The 24,039-nt window shown below is 56.9% G+C and carries 21 protein-coding genes, 2 tRNA genes, 2 other RNA genes and 1 pseudogene; 13 read left to right on the top strand and 13 right to left on the bottom strand.

Translation table 11 applies throughout. The annotated features are described in order from the left end of the window. Nucleotides 1-22 precede the first annotated feature (22 nt). Complete coding sequence (csgG, locus tag LA04_RS05895) at nt 23-856, top strand: curli production assembly/transport protein CsgG (protein WP_025755858.1); 834 nt, start codon at nt 23-25, stop codon at nt 854-856. 43 nt (nt 857-899) lie between these two features. Here csgG and LA04_RS05890 read toward each other — a convergent pair whose 3' ends face one another. From LA04_RS05890 to ghrA, 4 genes are all read right to left on the bottom strand, one after another. Further along, nucleotides 900-1,382, bottom strand: coding sequence for a DUF1097 domain-containing protein (locus LA04_RS05890; protein WP_152594351.1), 483 nt, complete (start codon nt 1,380-1,382; stop codon nt 900-902). Between the two features lie 96 nt (nt 1,383-1,478). Beyond that, complete coding sequence (locus LA04_RS05885; RefSeq protein WP_029740002.1) at nt 1,479-2,033, bottom strand: TorD/DmsD family molecular chaperone; 555 nt, start codon at nt 2,031-2,033, stop codon at nt 1,479-1,481. A 21-nt stretch (nt 2,034-2,054) separates the two neighbouring features. Beyond that, nucleotides 2,055-2,792 carry a phosphatase gene (locus tag LA04_RS05880; RefSeq protein WP_047650837.1) on the bottom strand — a complete coding sequence of 246 codons (738 nt, stop codon included), beginning with the start codon at nt 2,790-2,792 and terminating at the stop codon, nt 2,055-2,057. 84 nt (nt 2,793-2,876) lie between these two features. Next, nucleotides 2,877-3,815, bottom strand: coding sequence for a glyoxylate/hydroxypyruvate reductase GhrA (gene ghrA, locus LA04_RS05875; RefSeq protein ID WP_047650836.1), 939 nt, complete (start codon nt 3,813-3,815; stop codon nt 2,877-2,879). A gap of 232 nt (nt 3,816-4,047) precedes the next feature. Here ghrA and LA04_RS05870 point away from each other — a divergent pair. From LA04_RS05870 to LA04_RS23365, 5 genes and pseudogenes are all read left to right on the top strand, one after another. After that, nucleotides 4,048-4,135 (top strand) — tRNA-Ser (locus LA04_RS05870). Between the two features lie 45 nt (nt 4,136-4,180). Further along, nucleotides 4,181-4,317: non-coding RNA, RtT sRNA (locus LA04_RS23375), on the top strand. A gap of 191 nt (nt 4,318-4,508) precedes the next feature. Beyond that, nucleotides 4,509-4,684: pseudogene (locus LA04_RS23370) on the top strand (hydrolase); the annotation flags it as partial. Between the two features lie 147 nt (nt 4,685-4,831). Beyond that, nucleotides 4,832-4,919, top strand: a tRNA-Ser gene (locus LA04_RS05865). A gap of 45 nt (nt 4,920-4,964) precedes the next feature. Continuing rightward, nucleotides 4,965-5,102: non-coding RNA, RtT sRNA (locus LA04_RS23365), on the top strand. Nucleotides 5,103-5,345: 243 nt separating this feature from the next. Here the strand turns inward: LA04_RS23365 and LA04_RS05860 are convergent. The 6 genes from LA04_RS05860 to efeU all read right to left on the bottom strand — a co-directional run bounded on the left by LA04_RS05860 (nt 5,346) and on the right by efeU (nt 11,826). Then, a complete protein-coding gene (locus LA04_RS05860; protein WP_047650835.1) occupies nt 5,346-6,851 on the bottom strand; it encodes an alanine/glycine:cation symporter family protein in 1,506 nt (501 codons plus the stop codon). A 393-nt stretch (nt 6,852-7,244) separates the two neighbouring features. Further along, entirely contained in the window at nt 7,245-8,036 is a 792-nt protein-coding gene (gene phoH, locus LA04_RS05855) for a phosphate starvation-inducible protein PhoH (RefSeq protein WP_029740192.1), read from the bottom strand. Next, nucleotides 8,015-8,338, bottom strand: coding sequence for a hypothetical protein (locus tag LA04_RS24715; protein WP_200882519.1), 324 nt, complete (start codon nt 8,336-8,338; stop codon nt 8,015-8,017). Before LA04_RS24715 ends, phoH begins: the two co-directional genes overlap by 22 nt. A gap of 197 nt (nt 8,339-8,535) precedes the next feature. Then, a complete protein-coding gene (gene efeB, locus LA04_RS05850) occupies nt 8,536-9,819 on the bottom strand; it encodes an iron uptake transporter deferrochelatase/peroxidase subunit (RefSeq protein ID WP_047650834.1) in 1,284 nt (427 codons plus the stop codon). A gap of 5 nt (nt 9,820-9,824) precedes the next feature. Further along, nucleotides 9,825-10,952 (bottom strand): iron uptake system protein EfeO, encoded by a 1,128-nt coding sequence (efeO, locus tag LA04_RS05845; protein ID WP_047650833.1) that lies wholly within the window; start codon nt 10,950-10,952, stop codon nt 9,825-9,827. A gap of 40 nt (nt 10,953-10,992) precedes the next feature. After that, on the bottom strand, nt 10,993-11,826 hold the full coding sequence (gene efeU, locus LA04_RS05840) for an iron uptake transporter permease EfeU (protein ID WP_047650832.1): 834 nt from the start codon (nt 11,824-11,826) through the stop codon (nt 10,993-10,995). Between the two features lie 251 nt (nt 11,827-12,077). On the opposite strand from efeU, the gene LA04_RS05835 reads away from it, so the two are divergent. After that, complete coding sequence (locus tag LA04_RS05835; RefSeq protein ID WP_047650831.1) at nt 12,078-13,262, top strand: NupC/NupG family nucleoside CNT transporter; 1,185 nt, start codon at nt 12,078-12,080, stop codon at nt 13,260-13,262. A 31-nt stretch (nt 13,263-13,293) separates the two neighbouring features. Here the strand turns inward: LA04_RS05835 and LA04_RS05830 are convergent, their stop codons facing one another. Both LA04_RS05830 and putP read right to left on the bottom strand, forming a co-directional pair. Next, the gene (locus LA04_RS05830) at nt 13,294-13,713 is read right to left on the bottom strand and encodes a DUF3574 domain-containing protein (RefSeq protein ID WP_047650830.1); all 420 of its coding nucleotides are present in this window, start codon (nt 13,711-13,713) and stop codon (nt 13,294-13,296) included. Nucleotides 13,714-13,829: 116 nt separating this feature from the next. After that, nucleotides 13,830-15,338, bottom strand: a complete 1,509-nt coding sequence (gene putP, locus LA04_RS05825; protein ID WP_047650829.1) for a sodium/proline symporter PutP — start codon at nt 15,336-15,338, stop codon at nt 13,830-13,832. A 422-nt stretch (nt 15,339-15,760) separates the two neighbouring features. Here putP and putA point away from each other — a divergent pair, with 422 nt between their 5' ends. Both putA and LA04_RS05815 read left to right on the top strand, forming a co-directional pair. Continuing rightward, nucleotides 15,761-19,723, top strand: a complete 3,963-nt coding sequence (putA, locus tag LA04_RS05820) for a trifunctional transcriptional regulator/proline dehydrogenase/L-glutamate gamma-semialdehyde dehydrogenase (protein WP_047650828.1) — start codon at nt 15,761-15,763, stop codon at nt 19,721-19,723. Between the two features lie 51 nt (nt 19,724-19,774). After that, nucleotides 19,775-20,170 (top strand): lysozyme inhibitor LprI family protein, encoded by a 396-nt coding sequence (locus LA04_RS05815; protein WP_047650827.1) that lies wholly within the window; start codon nt 19,775-19,777, stop codon nt 20,168-20,170. Here the strand turns inward: LA04_RS05815 and rutR are convergent. Then, nucleotides 20,167-20,805 (bottom strand): HTH-type transcriptional regulator RutR, encoded by a 639-nt coding sequence (gene rutR, locus LA04_RS05810; RefSeq protein ID WP_023311087.1) that lies wholly within the window; start codon nt 20,803-20,805, stop codon nt 20,167-20,169. The genes LA04_RS05815 and rutR overlap by 4 nt on opposite strands. Before the next feature lie 245 nt (nt 20,806-21,050). Here rutR and rutA point away from each other — a divergent pair, with 245 nt between their 5' ends. Genes rutA through rutD form a run of 4 tightly spaced genes read left to right on the top strand, consistent with a single transcriptional unit; the run spans nt 21,051 to nt 24,037 of the window. Then, a complete protein-coding gene (rutA, locus tag LA04_RS05805) occupies nt 21,051-22,142 on the top strand; it encodes a pyrimidine utilization protein A (RefSeq protein WP_023311086.1) in 1,092 nt (363 codons plus the stop codon). Next, nucleotides 22,142-22,831, top strand: a complete 690-nt coding sequence (rutB, locus tag LA04_RS05800) for a pyrimidine utilization protein B (RefSeq protein ID WP_047650826.1) — start codon at nt 22,142-22,144, stop codon at nt 22,829-22,831. The genes rutA and rutB overlap by 1 nt, the downstream gene beginning before the upstream one ends. Before the next feature lie 11 nt (nt 22,832-22,842). Further along, nucleotides 22,843-23,229 (top strand): pyrimidine utilization protein C, encoded by a 387-nt coding sequence (rutC, locus tag LA04_RS05795; RefSeq protein ID WP_010429508.1) that lies wholly within the window; start codon nt 22,843-22,845, stop codon nt 23,227-23,229. Nucleotides 23,230-23,236: 7 nt separating this feature from the next. Beyond that, complete coding sequence (rutD, locus tag LA04_RS05790; RefSeq protein WP_047650825.1) at nt 23,237-24,037, top strand: pyrimidine utilization protein D; 801 nt, start codon at nt 23,237-23,239, stop codon at nt 24,035-24,037. The last annotated feature ends 2 nt before the right edge of the window (nt 24,038-24,039 follow it).

The raw sequence follows: 24,039 nt of genomic DNA, 5'->3' as shown, positions 1-24,039 counted from the left end.
TAGCTAAATAAGGACAACGATCATGCAGCGCTTCCTGATATTTGTTGCAGTGTGCTTATTGAGCGGTTGTTTAACTGCTCCACCTAAAGAAGCTGCAAAACCTACATTAATGCCTCGGGCCCAGAGTTATCGTGATTTAACGCATTTACCTTCACCTACGGGGAAAATATTTGTCTCCGTATACAACATTCAGGATGAAACCGGGCAATTTAAACCTTACCCGGCAAGTAACTTCTCCACGGCCGTGCCGCAAAGTGCCACCGCCATGCTGGTTACCGCGCTCAAGGATTCGCACTGGTTTATTCCTCTGGAACGCCAGGGGCTCCAGAACCTGTTGAATGAACGAAAAATCATTCGTGCCGCCCAGGAAAATGGCACCGTCGCGGACAATAACCGCATGCCTCTGCAATCTCTGGCGGCAGCGAACGTGATGATTGAAGGATCGATTATTGGCTACGAAAGTAACGTTAAATCGGGTGGTGCGGGAGCACGTTACTTCGGTATCGGTGCCGATACCCAGTATCAGCTTGACCAAATCGCCGTTAACCTGCGTGTGGTTAACGTCAGTACAGGCGAAGTGCTCTCTTCGGTGAACACCAGCAAAACCATTCTGTCTTATGAAGTTCAGGCTGGGGTATTCCGCTTCATCGATTACCAGCGTTTGCTGGAGGGTGAAATTGGCTACACCTCTAACGAGCCGGTCATGATGTGCCTGATGTCAGCCATTGAAACCGGCGTGATCTTCTTAATCAACGACGGTATCGACCGCGGGCTGTGGGATCTGCAAAACAAAGCAGACGTGCAGAACCCGATCCTGGTGAAATACCGCGATATGTCAGTCCCTCCGGAATCCTGACAGGAAGCGCATAAAAAAGGCGAGATGATTATCTCGCCTTTTTTTATTCGCTCACCGCCGTGATGTTTTGCGCTTTTTCCCGCCGCGACGCCAGCCACAGACCGCTGTTTTTCATGGCATAGCCAAACAGCAACCCCAGCGCCAGGGAGGGAACCACCAGCTTCCAGTCCCCCTGCCCAGCAAAGGTCGCGCACGCCCCCATAAAGGTCCCCGGCACAAATGAAAGCAGCAGATGCTTAGCCTGGATGCACATTAAAAAGGCAACGACACCCGTCATGACGTATCCCAGCAGCTCCAGATGCGGCGCCAGCGCGCTGCCTTTAACGATCACCAGCGCCCAGAGAACACCGCTCATCAGCGTGCAGCCAGAGATAAAGAGCCCTTTGACGCCCCCCTGCGGACAGGCGAAATAGGCGGTGCAGCCGAGGAACCCGGCCCAACTGAGCAGACCAAGAGACACGGCCACCCATCCCCAGAGCCCGGAGAGAATACCTGTCGTTAGTGCGATACAAAGTAATATGTTCATGGCGCGCATCTTAGCAGATGCGCATCATAGAAATGAGATCAGAAGCACATTACGTGCAAGTTAGAATGTTGAGTTGCAGAATTTATGTGAACTAAATCACTCTTCATTCTCTTCTTCCAGCTCGTCCCACATTGCCGCGATAGCGTCGCGGGTCAGCGGCGCCAGCGTTCTCCAGAACGGCGAGGTGGCATGCGCTTCGACTTTACCCAGGAATGTCCCAACCCACGGCAGCAGGTACGTTTCGAACAGGGTTTCGATGGCTTCGTTCTCATCATCACCAGCGTTATCTTCGATCCAGGATGCCGCCAGCAGCAGCGTACCGATATGATCGGCGGGCGTATCGCTCAGCGGCATACCGCGCGTGGAGAGGAACGCGCGGACTTCCGCTTCCGTTGCCCCTTCCTGCCAGGCTGAACGGTATGGCGAAACGCGGCACTCATCGCCGACGAACAGCGCATTGTAGTCCGTCGCAATCTGCTGCATGTCGCAGCTTTTTTGCAGACGTTCCAGTAAATCATCCTGTTCCAGCGGCCAGTTCTGCGCCAGTTTGCCTTCACGAATTAACGTAAAGAGCGGAACCAACAGCGGGTCTTGCGGCTGGCGATAATAGAGCGTACCCAGCACGCGGCAGAGGATGGAAAACTCGTTCATTTTTATGATTCCATTACACAATTAAAGATCGTCAAATTCGGCAATCGGCTCCATGCCGCGCGACTCGAGGAAATCGAGCATGCGGCGTGGGGTCACGTTCAGGATTTGCGCTTCCGGGAAGTTAACATCATTCAGCACTTTCAGGCACTCGCTGAAATCACCCAGCGTAAACGCGGTATGAGAATCTGAGCCCAGCGCCACCATGCCACCTGCGTCACGCACGGCGGCAGCCACTTCGCGACAGTTGGCTTCACTGCCCTTACGCGAGTGCACAAAGGAGGAGTTATTAATCTCCAGCGCCACGCGGTGCTTCGCTGCCGCCTGCGCGACAGCCTGAATATCAATTGGATACTTTGGGTTACCGGGATGGCTGATGATATGCACATTGCCGCTGGCAATGGTAGCAATCATCGCCGCGGTGTTGGTGTCTTTATCCTGGGGTGGGAAAACCGGCTCATGGAAACCGGCAAGGATAAGGTCCAGAGACGTTAGCATCGGGCCGGTGCAGTCGATCTCACCGTCGGTATTTTTAATATTCGCTTCAATGCCGCGCAGTATCCCAATGCCGTCCACCAGACGTGGCCAGATCCGCATATTCACAAAATGCCAGTAGTGCGGCGCATCCGCCATGTCCGGGCCATGATCGGTGATCGCGAACAGCTTGATGTTCTTAAGCTTCGCCTGGGCGATATAATCATGGAGGTTGCTATACGCGTGGGTACTGGCGACGGTGTGCATATGCAGGTCAACGGGATACATCTCTCTCTCCTCTGCGGTTTTTCCAAAGGATAGCAGTTATCAGCGGCGAATATTAGCAAAAACCCGGCGAACGCCGGGTTTCTCTTAGTAACCGCGCTGTCTGTCGACCTGTCCGGTGACCGCGTTACCCTTTTCAATTTCGCTGATGGTATGGGATATATACGCCACCGCTTCTGCCGGACGCGTCACGGCAGCCACGTGCGGCGTCATCGCGACGCGCGGATGCGCCCACAGCGGGCTTTCCGCGGGCAGCGGCTCACGGCTATAGACATCCAGCATGGCGCCTTTGAGCTTTCCGCTGTCCAGCGCCTTCAGCAGATCGCCTTCCACGACATGTACCCCACGCGCGAGGTTCATCAGGTAGCTCTGGTCGAGGAGCTGATTGAGCAGGGCTGCATTGATGATCCCCACCGTTTCCGCCGTGTTTGGCAGCAGGTTTATGAGCACACGCGTGCCTTTCAGAAAGGCCGGAAGCTCATCCGTTCCGGCAAAGCTCTCTACGCCCGGATAATTCTTGCGGCTGCGGCTCCAGCAGCGCAGCGGGAATCCCCACGGGGCAAGCGCTTCGGCCACTTTTGAGCCCAGCACGCCCGCACCGAGGATGCCGATGGTAAAGTCTTCGCGATGGTACTCCGGCAGCGGCTCCCAGTGGGCTCGCTGTTTAAAGGCCTGATAGTCATCGAAGCGGCGGAACCAGTGCAGTACCTGGCTCACGGCATACTCCTGCATCTGCTGCCCCATTCCGGTATCTTCCAGGCGGAAGAGTGGGATCTCCTCCGGCAGCATTTCAGGGTGTGCCTTCAGTTTGCTCAGAATGGAATCCACGCCGGCTCCCAGGGCAAAAACGGCCTTCAGCTTGCGGCCCTGGAGCATTTCTACCGGAGGATGCCAGACCAGCGCATAGTCAGCATGTTCATTATCGCCACGCTTCCACTCGCGAACGCGTGCGCCGGGTAACGCCGCCGAAAGCGCCTTGATCCAGTATGCCGTATCAAAAGTGGGGTGATAGAAAAGTATATCCATAGTCATTCCTGCCTTTTATTGCGCTGATTTAGTTTGTTTTTTCACTGGACGGTCAGCATAACAAATTTATAGCGCAACTGTGTTGCTGATAAAAAAGACGCTTTCAGCACATTTAAGAATCATGTTGCCTGAAGTTTGTCTAAACGCGCTAAATTACTGGAAAAGTGAGTTGACGGCAGTTCGGCTTTTCCTTACATTAGCGCCCGTCCCGGCAACAATGGGATGACAATATGGTGAGGTGTCCGAGTGGCTGAAGGAGCACGCCTGGAAAGTGTGTATACGGCAACGTATCGGGGGTTCGAATCCCCCCCTCACCGCCATATTCGAGATGAGAGCTCGTACGAAAGTACGGGCTTTTTTCTTTTATATTCTCCGTAAAGGGGGGGATGAGAACCCCCGACCGGGTTCGACAACTGGCGACAGCCAGTTGGACAGACTGAGAGCGCAGCGAACAGGCTGCCCGCAGGGCGAGCGAAGCGAGTCAATCCCCCCCTCACCGCCATATTTAAAGAAGAGCTCGCATAAAAATGCGGGCTTTTTTTTCGCATGTTGCACGCCTGCGGGGGATGAGAACCCCCGACCGGGGTTCGACAACTGGCGACAGCCAGTTGGACAGACTGAGAGCGCAGCGAACAGGCTGCCCGCACAAAAACGCCGGGAGCGTTTTTTGAACAAAGCCTGCGTTGGCCCCAGCCCATGGATACGGCGGCGGTGGCCTCCGAGATCCAGAGAACTGGAACCGTGAGGACGCGGCTCAGTGGGCTGAGGTGTACACCCACATCTTCCCGGCTTACCGGCTGCTGATCGAAAGCTACGGCAAAGCCCAGGAAGTGGTTATAAACAGCGAAGTGCTCGATTCACAGCGTTAGTCCCCTGTGCCACGACGTAAAAACCGTGGAGCTGATTAATGCTTAACCGAACAGGCACTAAAGCTGAAAATCTGCTTGACCGTGTTAGCGCAACTCCCTATAGTAGCGCCCCGTTGCCCCCCAAGCGGTCAGGCAGCAAAACAATATGGTGAGGTGTCCGAGTGGCTGAAGGAGCACGCCTGGAAAGTGTGTATACGGCAACGTATCGGGGGTTCGAATCCCCCCCTCACCGCCATATTCGAGATGAGAGCTCGTACGAAAGTACGGGCTTTTTTCTTTTATATTCTCTGTAAAGGGGGGGATGAGAACCCCCGACCGGGGTTCGACAACTGGCGACAGCCAGTTGGACAGACTGAGAGCGCAGCGAACAGGCTGCCCGCAGGGCGAGCGAAGCGAGTCAATCCCCCCCTCACCGCCATATTTAAGATGAGAGCTCGTACGAAAGTACGGGCTTTTTTCTTTTATATTCTCCGTAAAGGGGGGGATGAGAACCCCCGACCGGGGTTCGACAACTGGCGGCAGCCAGTTGGACAGACTGAGAGCGCAGCGAACAGGCTGCCCGTAGGGCGAGCGAAGCGAGTCAATCCCCCCCGGTGCGGACTGAGCCGCCTCAGCTATATAAAAAGCCCGAACTAATGCCCGGGCTTTTTTATTCGATTCCTCAGCTATTCAACTTTGCTGACGGCTGCTTTCTTTCAAGCGATGAAACCTGCTCAGGCTGAGCACCATCCTCATCCTTACGCCCATCAAGCCAGTAATCCGCATTTTTAATCCCCAGGCGAACCGGGTCAAACTGTGGATCCAGCCCCTGCGCATTCTGGATTTCATAATCCTTAAGGCTGGCAAACGCTTTTTTATGCAACAGAACAATGGCAATAATGTTGAGCCACGCCATCAGCCCTACCCCGATATCCCCCAGTCCCCATGCCAGATCCGCGGTGCGAACCGTGCCATATACCGTGGAGGCCATCAGACATAGCTTGAGCAGAAATGTCAGCCATGGACGGTGAATTTTACGGTTAATGAAGGCGATATTGGTTTCGGCAATATAGTAGTAGGCAATAATCGTTGTGAAGGCAAAGAAGAACAACGCAATGGCAACAAAGTAATTACCAAAGCCTGGCATCATACTTTCCATCGCCGTCTGCACATAGCCAGGACCCGCGGCAACGCCTGTAATCCCGGTATAAAGCGCTGCGCCGTCGACGCCCTGGACGTTATACAGCCCGGTGATCAGCAGCATAAACCCGGTCGCGGAGCAGACAAACAGCGTGTCAATGTAGACCGAGAATGCCTGAACCAGCCCCTGCTTCACCGGATGGCTTACTGCCGCCGCAGATGATGCATGCGGCCCTGTCCCCTGCGCGGCCTCGTTGGAATAGACGCCGCGCTTAACGCCCCACATGATGGCCTGACCCAGGATGGCACCGAAACCTGCTTCAAGGCCGAACGCACTTTTCCAGATCAGCAGAATAACCGAAGGAAGCTGGTTAATATTAATGGCGATAATCACGCAGGCGACAATAATATACCCCAGCGCCATAAATGGAACGACCATACTGCTAAAGCTGGCGATCCTTTTCACACCGCCGAATATAATAAAACTTAACAGTACCGCAAGTAATGCCGCCGTAACGTTCGGACTCAGGCCAAACGCAATATCCAGGCTCGCCCCAATCGAGTTTGCCTGCACGCCCGGAAGTAATAATCCGCAGGCGAAAATTGTCACAATAGCAAATAACCATGCGTACCACTTCACGCCTAAACCTTTTTCAATATAAAAGGCAGGACCACCGCGATATTCGCCGTTAATTTTTTCTTTATAAACTTGTCCCAGGGTGGATTCGACAAATGCGGAGCTGGCACCTAAAAAAGCGACTATCCACATCCAGAAAAGCGCGCCCGGACCGCCAAAGGTAATTGCCGTGGCCACGCCGGCGATATTCCCTGTCCCCACGCGGCCTGCCAGCGTCATCGTCAGCGCCTGAAATGACGATACGCCTGCATCGGTAGGACGCCCCTGGAACATCAGGGTAATCATATGTTTGATATGGCGTAATTGCAGGAAGCGACTACGCAGCGAGAAATAGAGGCCGACACCCAGACATAAGAATATTAACGCAGGGCTCCAGATTACACCATTAATAGCACCGACCAGTTCGTTCATGTATGACCCTCAGCGTGATGTTTCAGGGAAAAGGCTCCCCTGTTGTGTTTCTTCTTAGAATTTTGTTCGAACAAGTACGAAACATAGATAACTCACCTGAAGACACCAACTTAATTTTTACTTCGTAATCATGTTCTGTGACAACATTCACGTTTAATTTTTAACTAACAATTAGCGCACTCATTATATTCACAGGTATTTTGTGGGTATTATCACTTCATATCACACTTCTGCAAAAAAGAATAAAAACGCCCACCCACTTAATAATCGAAATTATTCTTCCAGCAATACAGTGCTTAAATAAGGGGAATTTCTGCGGAGTATAAACGACGCTTCCCGGCATTACGCCGGGAAGACATTACAGGAAAGAGGCAAAACGATAATGCTTTATCTTTAGTCGGAATAGACTTGCAGCGTGCGCTGACAGAGCGCTGAACGCACACAGTCCTCTTTAGTGAAGCGTACCACCCCAATCATCTCATCTTCCTCAAAACGTGACATGGCGTCGCTCAGCCCGGATTTAACGCCGGATGGCAGGTCACACTGGGTAATATCGCCATTAACGATAACCGTCACGTTCTCCCCGAGGCGCGTTAAAAACATCTTCATTTGCGCAGCGGTCACGTTCTGAGCCTCGTCAAGAATGACGACCGCATTTTCAAATGTACGTCCGCGCATATAGGCGAACGGCGCGATTTCCACCTTGCCAATCTCTGGCCGCAGGCAGTACTGCATAAAGGATGCACCCAGCCGCTTCACCAGCACGTCATAGACGGGCCTGAAGTACGGAGCAAACTTCTCCGAAATATCCCCGGGCAGGAAGCCGAGATCTTCATCAGCCTGCAGTACAGGACGGGTAACAATAATTCTCTCCACGTCCTTATGGATCAGCGCTTCCGCCGCTTTGGCCGCACTGATCCAGGTTTTCCCGCATCCGGCTTCACCGGTTGCAAAGATGAGCTGTTTACTCTCGATAGCATTCAGGTAGTGCGCCTGAGCCTCATTGCGCGCCACAATTGGAGAATTATCACGGCTGTCACGGGCCATGCCAATTGCTTCTACGCCACTCATCTGCACAAGCGAGGTGACCGATTCTTCTTCACGCTGTTTATGGCTACGTGAATCCCGTCTCAGCACACGTTTTGCTTCGCGACGAGCTTTGATCACTGCTTTTTGTCTTCCCATGGATAGCACCTTGAGTTGTTGGTATTCATCACACGCGCCAGCTTCGGCACGATTATGCGCACGAACATCAGAGGGTTGGCTTCCTTGTAAGCCATTGCTTGCTTTATCGGATAACGATACGGAACAGCTACGCGCACCGTTCTGCACGTCGGTCGAATCAGATTCTTGAGGGAGTGGGGAAAATTTAGTGGTGAGGAAATCGCTGCCGGAGTCTGAGCCTCCGCGCCGGGTGCTGCGGTTTTTATGTTTACCTTGTCCAGTACAGGACGCAACCATTCGCGATCTCCATAGTGATTCAGCATCACTGCCGGGAACTACCGCTGTCTTATCTTAAGTACATCAGGAGTTATCATAAATGCAACATTTATTTTACCTGGGCGCAACTTTTAAGACTGCTCCTGCAGCGGAATCAGTCTCATATATGAATATTACAGAAATATAACAACAAGATAGTCAAATGAAAAAATAATGTCCCCGCGAACGGTTGCGGGGACAATTATCAGGCTTCAATAAGACCCTGAGCGAGATACGCGTTGCTTTCGCGCACGCCCGGCAGAGCAAAGAAATAGCCGCCGCCGATGGGCTTAATGTACTCTTCCAGCGCTTCGCCGTTGAGCCGCTTCTGCACGGTCAGGAAGCCTTTCTCCAGATCGTGCTGATAGCAAACGAAAAGCAGCCCCATATCGAGCTGGCCGGCGTTAGTCACGCCGAGCGAATAGCTGTAGCCACGACGCATCATCAGGCTGGATTGCGTTTCTTTAGTGCGCGGGTTAGCAAGGCGGATATGGCTGTCGAGCGCGATGACGTCGCCATTCGGATCGCTCGCGTAGTCAGGCACATCATGCTCGTTCTTCATGCCAAGCGGCGCGCCGCTTTGCTTATCGCGACCAAAGATCGTCTGCTGCTCCTTGAGCGGCGTGCGGTCCCAGAACTCCACGTGGAACTGGATAATGCGCACCGCCTGATAGCTGCCGCCCACCGCCCACGCCGGTTCGCCCTGATCTGCCGTCACCCATACCACGTCTTTCATCAACGCCGCATCGCTGCTGTCCGGGTTGGCCGTGCCGTCCTTGAAGCCCAGCAGGTTAACCGGCGTCTCTTTGCCTTTGCTGCGGGCGGCGTGGTCAGAGATAAACCCTTCCCGCTTCCAGCGCACGCTCAGCAGATCCGGCGTGTGCTTGATAATATCGCGCAGGGCGTGGATCACCGTGTCCTGGGTATTGGCACAAATCTGCAGGAGCAGGTCGCCATGACACAGCGCCGCGTCCAGGGAGTCATTCGGGAAACGCGTCATTTTCTGCAGCGATTTCGGTTTCTGTTTTGCCAGCCCGTAGCGCGCATCAAACAGCGTTTCACCGAGCGAAACGGTAATGGTCAGGTTATCCGGGGCGATAAACGGTCCCAGAATACCGGAATCCATTGGCGGCAGACGCGGGTTCGGCGTATCGGGCGCCGGTCCGCCGGCAGTGAGAAACGCGATGCGCGTCGTCAGCAGGCGGAACAGGCGCTCAAGATCGGCTTTATCGCTCGCCAGTGAATCAAAGGCCACCAGCATCATGGAGGCCTGCTGCGGCGTCAGGATGCCCGACTGATGTTCGCCATAAAACGGCTGCGTTTCCATGCGGGCATTGGGTGACAGCGTACCTGGCGCGCTTTGCGGTTTCGCCGCATGCGCTACCGGACAGCCACCGGCCAGAGCAAGAGCGCCCCCCAGCGCCCCCACCCCTTTTAACAATCGACGACGTGAAGGTTCTGCCACGTCGTATTCGTCATGCTTGTTCATCGTGCTTAGTCCAGACCCAGTACGCCGCGCAGCAGAGAGAGATCTTCCGCCAGGGCGGTAATCGGGCCTTTCAGCGCGTTACGGTCGGCATCGGTCAGCTTGTCGTAGGTTTCAAACCCGTCTTTGGTACGGTACTTCGCCAGAATGGTATCGACTTTTTTGAAGTTGGCATCCACTTTGGCCAGCAGTTCGCTGTTCTCTTTCTGCAGCTGAGGGCGCAGAAGGTTAACAATTTTCTGCGCGCCGTCTACGTTGGCCTGGAAGTCCCACAGATCGGTATGGCTGTAGCGATCTTCTTCGCCGCTGATTTTGCTCGCGGCCACTTCTTCAATCAGACCGGCCGCGCCACCCACCACTTTTGACGGCGGGAAAGCCAGCTCGCTGATGCGCTTTTGCAGCTCCAGCACGTCGCCGTTCAGCTGCTCGGCGTATTTCTCCATCCCTTTGGTAGAGTTGTCGCCAAACAGGGCTTTCTCCAGACGGTGGAAACCGGTGAATTTTGGATCGGCGGCTTTCTGCTCGTAATCGTCTTCGCGGGCATCAATGCTGCCATCAAGATCGGAGAACAGCTCCGCAATTGGCTCAATACGCTCGTAGTGCTGACGGGTTGGCGCATACAGGGATTTCGCCTTTTCGATATCGCCCGCTTTCACCGCATCGGTAAAGGCTTTGGTGCCCGCGACCAGATCTGCAGTCTCTTTAGTGACGTAGGCTTTATAGGCGGTGATGGCCTCGCCCAGGCTCAGCAGCGCTTCGCCCTTCGCGGCATCCTTCGTGGCGTTGCCCTTGACGATCAGCTTGCCTTTCGGATTAGTCAGCAGGCCGCAGGTCATCTCATACTCCCCCGGCTGCAGGTTGGCGGTCATCTTCTGGCTGAAGCCAGGGGCGATGTTTTCGCGCTCTTCCACCACCATTACGCCTTTGAGGATCTCCCACTCCAGCGCCTTCTGGCTATGGTTCTGGATGATAAACTGGGTTTTGCCGCTGTTGACCGTGAGGGTCATCGGCTCACACTGCTTGTCGTTGACGGTCACTTTAACCTGAGGAACATCCGCGCCCCAGGCGGAGAATGCAGAAGCGAACAGCGCGGCAATGCCTGCGCATAACGCACTACGACGGAACTGAATTGCCATGACTCTTCCCTTTATAAGTATGTTGTAACTAAATCAAAGATTACGGCGTCACGCGCGACGCCTGCTTGCCGGTACGCGGCGGCATAGCGAACAGCACCAGCGCCGGAACCAGATAAATAAAGTACATCGCCACTTCGCTGACGCTCGGCGTTTCCTGATAGCCGAAGATACCTTCGAGCAGGGTGCCGGTCAGTGAATGGGTGGAGAGCACGTTGCTAAGGTCAAACGCCACGTCCTGGAAATGGTTCCACAGGCCCGCCTCGTGGAAGGCGCGTATCGCCCCCGCCGCCAGCCCCGCAGCCACCAGCAGAATAAACAGGCTGGTCCACTTGAAGAACGCGCCCAGGTTCAGGCGGATACCGCCCCAGTAGATCAGGAAACCGAGCACCACGGCCGTGGCGAGACCAAGCATGGCCCCCAGCGGCGGCCAGATCCCCACATCCTGCTGAAACGCCGCCAGCAGGAAGAAAACGGACTCAAGGCCTTCACGCGCGACGGCGAAAAAGACCATCATAATGAGCGCCCAGCCGTGGTTGTTCCCCTTTTGCAGGGCGTTATCCACCGCCTGCTCCAGCTGCACCTTCACGTTACGGGAGACTTTACGCATCCAGAACACCATCCAGGTGAGGATCACCACCGCAATTACGGCGACTATCCCCTCAAACAGCTCCTGCTCTTTCTGCGGGAACTCCCCGGTGGTTTCATTGATGAGGATACCGAGGCCCAGACAGAGCGTCGCGGCAAGGAATACCCCGACCCACATGACGCCAATCCAGCGTCCGCGCTGGGTTCGCTTCAGATAACTGGCGATGAGGCTCACGATAAGGGCAGCTTCGAGCCCTTCACGTAACATAATGAGAAATGGAACAAACATGCCGACACCTTAAATGTTTATCGCGGTCAACTGATGCAAAGAAAGGTAAATTCTTGTGATAGTGATTATCATTACGGCGAAAAGAAACACAAGCGAAATGTGTGGTGTTTTGATGACGAGTTGTAAACGCAAAGCCTGTTAATAGTTGCCGACGTTACCGTTAAGTTTATAAGTTATAATAAAATTGCCCATTTACGGTTAACCAGCGCTGTGGCTAAATATCCGCCTCAAAAACCTGGTGAAAATTAATTATGTTTAAAATTGTCCATTTCCTGCTGGCGCTGGTCATTATTCTCGCGCTTGCCTGGCTGGTAAGTTTCGACCGCCGAAAAATTCGCATTCGTTATGTTTTACAGCTGATTATTATTGAAATTGCGCTGGCGTTCTTTTTCCTGCACGCCGAAAGTGGGTTATTCCTGATTAAATACGTCTCCGGATTCTTTGAGTCACTGCTCAAATTTGCCGGCGAAGGTACCAATTTCGTCTTTGGCGGTATGGGAGAAAAAGGTCTGGCGTTCATTTTCCTCGGCGTGCTTTGCCCGATTATTTTTATTTCCGCACTGATTGGTATTCTTCAGCACTGGCGGATCCTGCCGATTTTTATTCGGGTCATCGGTACGCTGCTGTCGAAACTGAACGGTATGGGCAAGCTGGAATCCTTTAACGCGGTGAGTTCGCTGATCCTTGGCCAGTCGGAAAACTTCATTGCCTACAAAGGCGTGCTGGAGGATCTCTCCTCTCGTCGTCTCTTCACCATGGCGGCCACGGCCATGTCGACGGTTTCACTGTCGATTGTCGGCGCCTATATGACCATGCTCGATGCCAAATTTGTCGTCGCGGCGTTGATTCTGAACATGTTCAGCACCTTTATTATTCTCTCCGTCATCAACCCGGCGCGCCCGGAAGCGGAGCCGGATATCAAGCTGGAAAAACTGCACGAATCGCAGAGCTTCTTCGAGATGCTCGGCGAGTATATTCTGGCCGGTTTTAAGGTGGCGATGATTATTCTGGCGATGCTGATTGGCTTTATCGCGCTTATTAGCGCCGTTAACGCCCTCTTCTCCAGCGTATTTGGCATGAGCTTCCAGCAGATCCTGGGTTACGTATTTTATCCCCTGGCGTGGCTGGTGGGGATTCCGCTGAGCGATGCCTTAAACGCGGGGAGTATTATGGCAACCAAGCTGGTGGCGAATGAATTTGTGGCGATGATTGAGCTGCAAAAAATCGCGCATCAGATGTCCCCGCGCGGGCTGGGGATTTTATCCGTTTTCCTGGTATCCTTCGCGAACTTCGCGTCCATCGGCATCGTGGCCGGGGCGATTAAGGGCCTGAACGAACAGCAGGGGAACGTGGTATCGCGTTTCGGTTTGCGTCTGGTGTACGGCGCGACGCTGGTGAGCCTGCTGTCGGCGAGCTTTGCGGGTCTGGTGCTGTAAGTGAGAACGGCGGGTTATCCCGCCGTTTTTATCAGAACTGCACGCACACCGGCTGATCGACCCGCATCACCGACTCCTGCGCGAAGCGTGACTTGTAAATCCCGCGTAACGCTTCGATGTTCTTCTCGCTCTGCGCATCTTTACCGTGGATCAGCATCAGCGCTTTGCTGGGTTCTCGCGCCACTTTCCCGTCGTTCCCCAGCCACTGCCCGCGCGCGTCAAACACCGTTAAGCCATCGCGGAAACGCGGCGTCACGTCCTGATCGACAAACTGCTGCCACTCGTTGCTGGTGATCTGCGCCCCGGCAGGACGATTTAAGCCGAAATAGAGCGTGGTTTGCTGCATCTGGTTATCCGCTTTGCAGGTCTCCACCGCCGCGTGCTGTGATGGCGCCGTGCAGCCAGCGAGCATCAAGAATGCCGCTGCCATTACCCCTGTTTTGATTGTCATGCTTCGCTATCCTCATTGTTATAAGCACATGGATATCACAGGAAATTACGGATTTTGGCAAGAAAAAAGCCGGGTGCGCTTGCGCTCACCCGGCCTGCGTTGTGCAGCGAGAATAATTATTCTGCCTGGAGCTTAGACGGCGGCGCAGTATGGTAATGCGCGTCGGCCTCAGCAAAGCGTTTCTGCATGGAGGCAGACGGGGCTTTACCCAGCAGGCTGAACACCACGATGCCGATGCTGCCGAAGATGAAGCCCGGAATGATTTCGTACAGGCCCAGCCATGCGAACTGTTTCCAGACGATAACGGTCACCGCACCGATAATCATCCCCGCCAGCGCGCCGTTACGGGTCATACGTGACCACATGACGGAGAACAGCACTACCGGACCAAACGCCGCACCAAAGCCCGCCCACGCGTAGCTCACGAGGCCCAGCACGCGGTTATCCGGGTTGGCCGCCAGCGCAATGGCTACCAGCGCCACCACCAGCACCATAAAGCGCCCTACCCACACCAGCTCTTTCTGGCTCGCGTTTTTACGCAGGAAGGCTTTGTAGAGGTCTTCGGTGATCGCACTGGAGCAAACCAGCAGCTGGCAGCTCAGGGTAGACATCACCGCCGCCAGGATTGCGGAGAGCAGAATACCGGCAATCCACGGGTTAAACAGAATTTGCGCCAGCTCGATGAACACGCGCTCGGCGTTCTGGTTCACCGCGCCCGCCTGCGCCGGGTTGTTGTTGAAGTACGCGATGCCGAAGAAGCCGACCGCACACGCCCCCGCCAGACACAGGATCATCCACGTCATGCTGATGCGACGGGCATGAACGATGGTGTGGTGGGAATCCGCCGCCATAAAGCGCGCCAGGATATGCGGCTGACCGAAGTAGCCCAGACCCCAGCCCATCAGGGAGACGATGGCCACGAAGTTCAGCCCTTTCAGCATGTCGACGTTTTCGATGCTCTTCTGCTTGATCACTTCCAGCGATTCGCCAAAGCCGCCAACGGTGAAAATCACAATCACCGGGGTCAGGATCAGGGCGAAAATCATCAGGCTCGCCTGCACGGTGTCGGTCCAGCTCACGGCCAGGAATCCGCCCACGAAGGTATAGAGGATGGTCGCCGCCGCACCGGCCCACAGGGCGGTTTCGTAGCTCATGCCGAAGGTGCTTTCGAACAGACGCGCGCCGGCCACGATGCCGGAGGCGCAGTAGATGGTGAAGAACAGCAGGATAACCACCGCAGAGATAATGCGCAGAACGCGGCTGTTATCTTCAAAGCGTCCGGTGAAGTAATCCGGCAGCGTCAGGGCGTTGTTGTTGGCCTCGGTATGCACGCGCAGACGGCCTGCCACCAGCTTCCAGTTGATCCACGCGCCCACGGTCAGACCGATGGCGATCCAGCTTTCAGAGATACCGGAGATGAAAATCGCGCCGGGCAGCCCCATCAGCAGCCAGCCGCTCATGTCGGAGGCGCCCGCAGAGAGTGCGGTCACCATCGGGCCTAAACTGCGTCCGCCCAGAATGTAGTCGTCAAAGTTCTTTGTAGAACGCCACGCCAAAAACCCTATCAGGATCATGCCAAAAATATAAACGAGAAATGTCACCAGCATCGGTGTGCTAATAGCCATTCAAATTCTCCAAAATGTCGAGCGACAACCATCCGGGCTGCCTTGTTATATGATCACCGGAACGAGGTGAATGTATCTTGTGTTTCGGTTGGGCGCGCTATCCTGCCGTATGCGCCTTCCGCTGACAAACGATTTAACACTGCATTTACATCAATTTCATCCCCGGTTTGATACGAGTTTCCTATAGGTTGCACTCGCTCACGCTTTTACGGGTTGCACCTTTGAAAAGTGTTAACTACCGCATAAAACCAGGCTTCCCGCGCAAAAGCCAGCGCGTTTTTCCAGCTAACCATTCGTTAACAATCCATTCATTTTCCGGGTTGCAAACCAGTTCACATTTAACACGGTTGCACAAAGTTGCAACATGGGGGATATTTCACGCTATCAACAGAACGCTATTACAGAACAACAGGAGCTTTGGCATGGGTATGACCACCATGGGGGTTAAGCTGGATGACGCAACCCGCGAACGGATTAAGACCGCAGCAACCCGCATTGACCGCACGCCGCACTGGTTAATTAAGCAGGCGATTTTTAACTATCTCGAAAGACTCGAGAGCGATGAGGGCCTGCCGGAGCTGCCTGCCCTGCTGGCCGGCGCGGCGAACGAAAGTGAAGAAGCCCCGGCCGCTGGCGACGAGAACCATCAGCCGTTCCTTGAATTCGCCGAGCAGATCCTGCCGCAGTCCGTCAGCCGTGCCGCCATTACCGGCGCCTGGCGCCGTGCCGAAACCGACGCCGTGCCGATGCTGCTGGAGCAGGCCCGCCTGCCGGAAGCCATTGCCGCGCAGGCGCACAGTCTGGCGTATCAGTTAGCCGACAAGCTGCGCAACCAGAAAACCGCCACCGGCCGCGCCGGGATGGTTCAGGGCCTGCTGCAGGAGTTTTCCCTCTCTTCACAGGAAGGCGTGGCGCTGATGTGCCTCGCGGAAGCGCTGCTGCGTATTCCGGATAAAGCCACCCGCGACGCGCTGATCCGCGACAAGATCAGCAACGGCAACTGGCATTCCCACATTGGCCGCAGCCCGTCGCTGTTCGTTAACGCCGCCACCTGGGGCCTGCTGTTTACCGGCAAGCTGGTCTCGACCCATAACGAAGCCAACCTCTCCCGCTCCCTGAACCGCATCATCGGCAAGAGCGGCGAGCCGCTGATCCGCAAAGGCGTGGACATGGCGATGCGCCTGATGGGCGAACAGTTTGTGACCGGAGAAACCATTGCCGAAGCGCTGGCGAACGCCCGCAAGCTGGAAGATAAAGGTTTCCGCTATTCGTACGACATGCTTGGAGAAGCGGCCCTGACCGCCGCCGACGCGCAGGCCTACATGGTCTCTTACCAGCAGGCGATCCACGCCATCGGTAAAGCGTCCAACGGTCGCGGTATTTATGAAGGCCCGGGCATCTCTATCAAGCTCTCTGCCCTGCACCCGCGCTACAGCCGCGCGCAGTACGACCGCGTGATGGAAGAACTCTATCCGCGCCTGAAGTCGCTAACCCTGCTGGCGCGCCAGTATGACATCGGCATCAACATTGACGCCGAAGAGGCCGACCGTCTGGAGATCTCCCTCGATCTGCTGGAAAAACTGTGCTTCGAGCCGGAGCTGGCAGGCTGGAACGGCATTGGCTTCGTGATTCAGGCCTACCAGAAGCGCTGCCCGTTCGTCATTGATTACCTGATTGACCTGGCAAGCCGCAGCCGCCGTCGCCTGATGATCCGTCTGGTGAAAGGCGCCTACTGGGACAGCGAAATCAAACGCGCCCAGATGGAAGGGCTGGAAGGCTATCCGGTCTATACCCGCAAGGTTTACACCGACGTCTCTTACCTCGCCTGTGCGAAAAAGCTGCTCGGCGTGCCGAATCTGATCTATCCGCAGTTCGCTACCCACAACGCCCACACCCTGGCGGCGATCTACAGCCTGGCCGGGCAAAACTACTATCCGGGCCAGTACGAGTTCCAGTGCCTGCACGGCATGGGTGAACCGCTGTACGAGCAGGTGACCGGAAAAGTAGCGGACGGCAAGCTGAACCGCCCGTGCCGTATCTATGCTCCGGTGGGAACGCACGAAACCCTGCTGGCGTACCTGGTGCGTCGTCTGCTGGAAAACGGCGCGAACACCTCCTTCGTTAACCGCATCGCCGACACCACGCTGCCGCTGGACGAGCTGGTGGCCGACCCGGTGCAGGCCGTTGAGAAGATGGCGGCTCAGGAAGGCCAGGTTGGCCTGCCTCATCCGAAGATTGCCCTGCCGCGCGAGCTGTACGGCAAAGGTCGCGTCAACTCGGCGGGTCTGGATCTCGCCAACGAACACCGTCTGGCGTCCCTCTCCTCTGCCCTGCTCAACAGCGCGCTGCAGAAGTGGCAGGCGAAACCGATGCTGGAGCAGCCAGTTGCTGACGGCGAAATGCAGCCGGTGATCAACCCGGCCGAGCCGAAGGATATCGTCGGCTACGCGTGTGAAGCGACCGAAGCGGAAGTGGACCAGGCGCTGGAGAGCGCGGTGAACAACGCGCCAATCTGGTTCGCCACGCCGCCGCAGGAGCGTGCCGCCATTCTGGAACGCGCCGCGGTGCTGATGGAAGATCAGATGCAGTCGCTCATCGGCATTCTGGTGCGCGAGGCGGGTAAAACCTTCAGCAACGCCATCGCCGAAGTACGCGAGGCCGTCGACTTCCTGCACTACTACGCCGGTCAGGTGCGCGATGATTTCGATAACGAAACCCACCGTCCGCTGGGTCCGGTCGTCTGTATCAGCCCGTGGAACTTCCCGCTGGCGATCTTCACCGGCCAGATTGCCGCCGCCCTGGCCGCAGGCAACAGCGTGCTGGCAAAACCGGCAGAGCAGACCCCACTGATTGCCGCGCAGGGCATCAACATTCTTCTGGAAGCCGGCGTGCCGGCGGGCGTGGTTCAGCTGCTGCCGGGCCGCGGTGAAACCGTGGGCGCCAAACTGACCTCCGATAACCGCGTGCGCGGCGTGATGTTTACCGGTTCGACCGAAGTGGCGTCGCTGCTGCAGCGCAATATTGCCACCCGTCTGGATGCGCAGGGTCGCCCTACGCCGCTCATCGCTGAAACCGGGGGCATGAACGCCATGATCGTCGACTCCTCCGCGCTCACCGAACAGGTGGTGGTTGACGTGCTGGCCTCTGCGTTCGACAGCGCCGGTCAGCGCTGCTCCGCCCTGCGCGTGCTGTGCCTGCAGGACGACGTGGCGGACCACACGCTGAAGATGCTGCGCGGCGCGATGGCCGAATGCCGCATGGGCAACCCGGGCCGTCTCACCACCGACATCGGGCCGGTGATTGACGCGGAAGCCAAAGCCAACATCGAAAACCACATTCAGACCATGCGCGCGAAAGGCCGTCCGGTGTTCCAGGCGGTGCGCGAGAACAGCGAAGATACCCGCGAATGGCGGACCGGCACCTTTGTGCCGCCAACGCTGATTGAGCTGGCAAGCTTCGACGAGCTGAAAAAAGAGGTCTTCGGCCCCGTGCTGCACGTGGTGCGCTACAACCGTAACAACCTCAACGAGCTGGTTGAGCAGATCAACGCCTCCGGCTATGGCCTGACGCTCGGCGTACATACCCGCATCGACGAGACCATCGCGCAGGTGACCGGCAGCGCCAAAGTGGGCAACCTGTACGTTAACCGCAACATGGTTGGCGCGGTCGTGGGCGTACAGCCGTTCGGCGGTGAAGGCCTTTCCGGCACCGGTCCGAAAGCGGGCGGTCCGCTCTACCTGTACCGTCTGCTGGCGAACCGTCCGGAGAACGCGCTGGGCGTCACCCTGGCACGCCAGGATGCGGACTATCCGGTGGATGCGCAGTTGAAAACCGTACTGACCCAGCCGCTGGAGGCACTCATTACATGGGCAGAAAAACGTCCTGAACTGCGTGCCGTCGCGAAGCAGTACGGCGAGCTGGCGCAGGCCGGTACCCAGCGTCTGCTGCCGGGTCCAACCGGCGAGCGCAACACCTGGACGCTGATGCCGCGCGAGCGCGTGCTGTGCGTGGCCGATAATGAGCAGGACGCGCTGGTGCAGCTGGCTGCCGCGATGGCAACCGGCTGTGAAGTGCTCTGGCCGGAAGATGCCCTGCATCGCGATCTCGCCAAACAGCTGCCGAAAGCGGTCTCGGCCCGCATTCGCTTTGCGAAAGCCGATAGCCTGCTGACCCAGCCGTTTGATGCGGTGATCTACCACGGTGATTCCGATCAGCTGCGCGAACTGTGCGAGCAGGTTGCGGTCCGCAGCGGGGCGATTGTTTCGGTGCAGGGCTTTGCGCGCGGAGAAACCAACCTGCTGCTTGAGCGTCTGTACGTGGAGCGCTCGCTCAGCGTCAACACCGCGGCGGCAGGCGGTAACGCCAGCCTGATGACAATAGGCTAACGCTGTGCTAATAAGGCTCCGGAGACGGAGCCTTATTTTATTGGGGAGTATATGAAACGATATCTTATCGCCAGTGCGGCACTGCTGCTGAGCGCCAGCGCGCTGGCCGACGAGTGCGACAACGCGACCACCCAGCTTGAACTGAATACCTGTAGCGCGCAGCAGTACCAGGCTGCCGATAAAAAGCTTAATCAGACGTATCAGGCCGCCGTTAAGCGCGCAGCGGCACCCCAGCGCGACCTGCTGAAAAAAGCGCAGCAGGCGTGGATTACCCTGCGCGATGCGGACTGCGCGTTTATCGGTTCGGGGACAGAAGGCGGGAGCGTCCAGACAATGATTGTTAACCAGTGCCTGGCGGAAAAAACCGTGGAGCGCGAAGCGTTTCTGGCCTCGCTGATGCAGTGTGAAGAGGGCGACTTAAGCTGCCCTCTCCCGCCGGGAAACTAGCGCAGGCGGATCCCTTCGATAATCATCCGCTGCACGTTTTCCAGAGTGCTGTGGAAAAACGCCTCGTCCTGGAGCGTTTTACCGGTCACCGCCTCAACCTGGGCCGCAAAGTCAGCGTAATGCTGGGTGGAGGCCCAAATCATAAAGATCAGATGATGCGGGTCGACCGGGGCCAGCTTTCCGCTGGCGACCCATCCGGCAATAATTGCCGACTTATCGTCCACCAGCTGTTTAAGATCGCCGGTTAATTCCGCCTGCAGCAGCGGCGCGCCCTGCAGCATCTCAAGACAAAACAGCCTTGATGCCTGCGGGTAATCGCGCGACACCTCCAGCTTCAGGCGAATGTACTCTTTGATCGCCACCAGCGGGGCCAGCTCTGCGCGGAACGCTTTGAGGGGCGCCAGCCAGATATCGAGGATCTGCTGCATCACCGCCACATAGAGCGCCTCTTTCGACGGGTAGTAGTAAAGCAGATTGGTTTTGGATACTCCGGACTGCTCCGCCACCTGCTCCAGGCGCGTGCCGTGAATACCAAACTGCGAAAAAGTCTCCAGCGCCGCGCTGAGGATCGCCTGCTTCTTGGCGCTCACCGCCTGCGAACGTTTACCTGGTGTTTTCACTGCGCCTTGTGTCATTCCCGCTCTCCTTATTCTGCGTTGCCCTCAGCATAGCAAAACCCCCGACTCGCCACGAGATTCTGCACTCCCATCGCGCATGAATGCCTGTTTTCTGTGCAATGTTTTTGACCAGTTAGTCCACATTTAGCCGCATCAATCCACCAACTTCTGATTAACACATTAATAACACAGCCATTTTCAAAACTGGCACTGCCTTTGCAAAAACACCGTTACACCTGCGACGTTATGAAGAGAGGTTCGTGATGAAAATTGGCGTATTTGTACCCATCGGCAACAACGGCTGGCTTATCTCGACCACTGCACCGCAATACAAGCCGACCTTTGAGCTCAATAAAGCCATCGTGCAGAAAGCGGAGCACTACCATTTCGACTTTGCGCTTTCGATGATCAAGCTGCGCGGCTTTGGCGGCAAAACCGAATTCTGGGACCACAACCTGGAGTCCTTTACCCTGATGGCCGGGCTGGCCGCGGTCACCTCGCGCATCCAGATCTACGCCACCGCTGCCACCCTCACCCTGCCCCCGGCGATCGTGGCGCGCATGGCCTCCACCATCGACTCCATCTCCGGCGGGCGCTTTGGCGTCAACCTGGTCACCGGCTGGCAAAAACCTGAGTACGAGCAGATGGGGCTCTGGCCGGGTGACGATTACTTCTCGCGTCGCTACGACTACCTGACCGAATACGTACAGGTTCTGCGAGACCTGTGGGGGACCGGCAAAAGCGATTTCAAAGGTGATTTCTTCACCATGAACGACTGCCGCGTCAGCCCGCAGCCGTCGGTGCCGATGAAGGTGATTTGCGCCGGGCAGAGCGACGCGGGAATGGAATTCTCCGCCAAATACGCCGACTTCAACTTCTGCTTCGGTAAAGGCGTTAACACGCCTGCCGCCTTCGCCCCGACCGCTGCGCGCATGAAAGAGGCCGCCGACAAAACCGGGCGCGACGTGGGCTCCTACGTGCTGTTTATGGTGATCGCCGACGAAACCGACGACGCCGCGCGCGCCAAATGGGAGCGCTATAAGGACGGCGCCGACGAGGAGGCCCTGAGCTGGCTGACCGAGCAGAGCCAGAAAGATACCCGCTCCGGGGCGGATACCAACGTTCGCCAGATGGCCGACCCGACCTCCGCCGTCAATATCAACATGGGCACGCTGGTGGGCTCGTACGCCAGCGTCGCCAGAATGCTTGACGAAGTGGCGGCCGTTCCCGGTGCGGAAGGCGTCCTGCTGACCTTCGACGATTTCCTCACCGGCGTGGAGACCTTCGGCGAGCGCATCCAGCCGCTGATGCAGTGCCGCGCCCACATCCCTGCCGTCACGAAGGAGGTGGCGTAATGACGACCCTTAACGCACGCCCGGAAGCCATCACCTTCGCGCCGGAGCAGAGCGCGCTGATCGTGGTGGACATGCAAAACGCCTACGCCAGCCAGGGCGGTTATCTGGATCTGGCGGGGTTCGACGTCTCCGCCACCCGGCCGGTGATCGATAACATTAAAACCGCCGTCGCCGCCGCGCGCGCCGCGGGCATGCTCATCATCTGGTTCCAGAACGGCTGGGATGACCAGTATGTTGAGGCAGGCGGCCCCGGCTCGCCCAACTTCCACAAGTCGAACGCCCTGAAAACCATGCGTAAACGGCCCGAACTGCAGGGCAAGCTGCTGGCGAAAGGCGGCTGGGACTATCAGCTGGTGGATGAGCTGGTCCCGCAGGCGGGCGATATTGTCCTGCCCAAACCGCGCTACAGCGGCTTTTTCAACACGCCGCTCGACAGCCTGCTGCGCAGCCGGGGCATTCGCCATCTGGTATTCACCGGCATCGCCACCAACGTCTGCGTGGAGTCGACCCTGCGCGACGGCTTTTTCCTCGAGTATTTTGGCGTGGTGCTGGAAGACGCGACCCACCAGGCCGGGCCGGAATTCGCCCAGAAGGCGGCCCTGTTCAATATTGAAACCTTTTTTGGCTGGGTCAGTAACGTCAATGATTTCTGCGACGCCCTGAATCCCCCGCTCGCCCGTATCGCCTGAGGAGACACCTGATGCCGAAATCCGTAATCATCCCGCCCGGTACCAGCACGCCGATTGCCCCGTTCGTTCCCGGCACCCTCGCCGATGGAGTGGTGTATGTCTCCGGCACGCTGCCGTTTGATAAAGACAACAACGTGGTGTTTATCAACGACCCAAAGGCGCAAACCCGCCACGTGCTGGAGACGATCAAAACCGTGATCGAAACGGCGGGTGGCACGATGGAGGATGTGACCTTCAACAGCATCTTTATCACCGACTGGAAAAACTACGCCGCGATTAACGAGATCTACGCCGAGTTCTTCCCCGGCGATAAGCCGGCGCGGTTCTGCATTCAGTGCGGGCTGGTGAAGCCAGAGGCGCTGGTTGAAATCGCCACCGTTGCGCACATCGCGAAGTGAGGCAGGTATGAAACTTTCCGTCTCGCCGCCCCCGTATGAAGGCGCGCCCGTGGTGGTCTTTATTTCCGGTCTCGGCGGCAGCGGCAGCTACTGGCTGCCCCAGCTGGCCGCGCTGGAGCCGGAGTATCAGGTGGTGTGCTATGACCAGCGGGGAACGGGCAATAACCACGCTACCCTGCCGGAAGGGTATAGCCTTGCAGAGATGGCGAACGAACTGGCTCAGGCGCTGGCTGAAGCCGGGATTGTCCGCTACAGCGTCGTGGGTCACGCGCTGGGGGCGCTGGTCGGCCTGCAGCTGGCCCTCGACAGGCCCGACGCCCTCACAGCGCTGGTGTGCGTCAACGGCTGGTTGACCCTCAACGCCCACACCCGCCGCTGCTTTCAGATCCGCGAGCGCCTGCTGCATTACGGTGGCGCACAGGCGTGGGTCGAGGCGCAGCCGCTGTTTCTCTACCCGGCGGACTGGATGGCCGCCCGCGCGCCCCGTCTCGAGGCCGAAGAAGCGCTGGCGCTGGCCCATTTCCAGGGAAAAGCCAACCTGCTGCAGAGGCTCAGCGCCCTGAAAAAGGCCGACTTCAGCCGCCATGCGGCGCGCATTCGCTGCCCGGTCCAGATCATCTGTTCCGCCGATGACATGCTGGTGCCCGCTGTTTGTTCGTCTGAACTGCAGGCGGCAATTCCGCACAGCCACAGCGTGGTGATGCGCCAGGGCGGGCACGCCTGCAACGTCACCGAGCCGGATACCTTTAACACCCTGCTGCTGAACGGGCTTGCTAGCCTGCTGAACAGCCCGGAACCCGCTTTATAAGG

Source organism: Enterobacter sp. UCD-UG_FMILLET (genome assembly GCF_000762975.1).
Lineage (GTDB): Bacteria > Pseudomonadota > Gammaproteobacteria > Enterobacterales > Enterobacteriaceae > Enterobacter > Enterobacter dykesii.
Note: the sequence above shows the minus strand (reverse complement) of the source record. Positions and strands in the feature narration are given on the sequence as shown.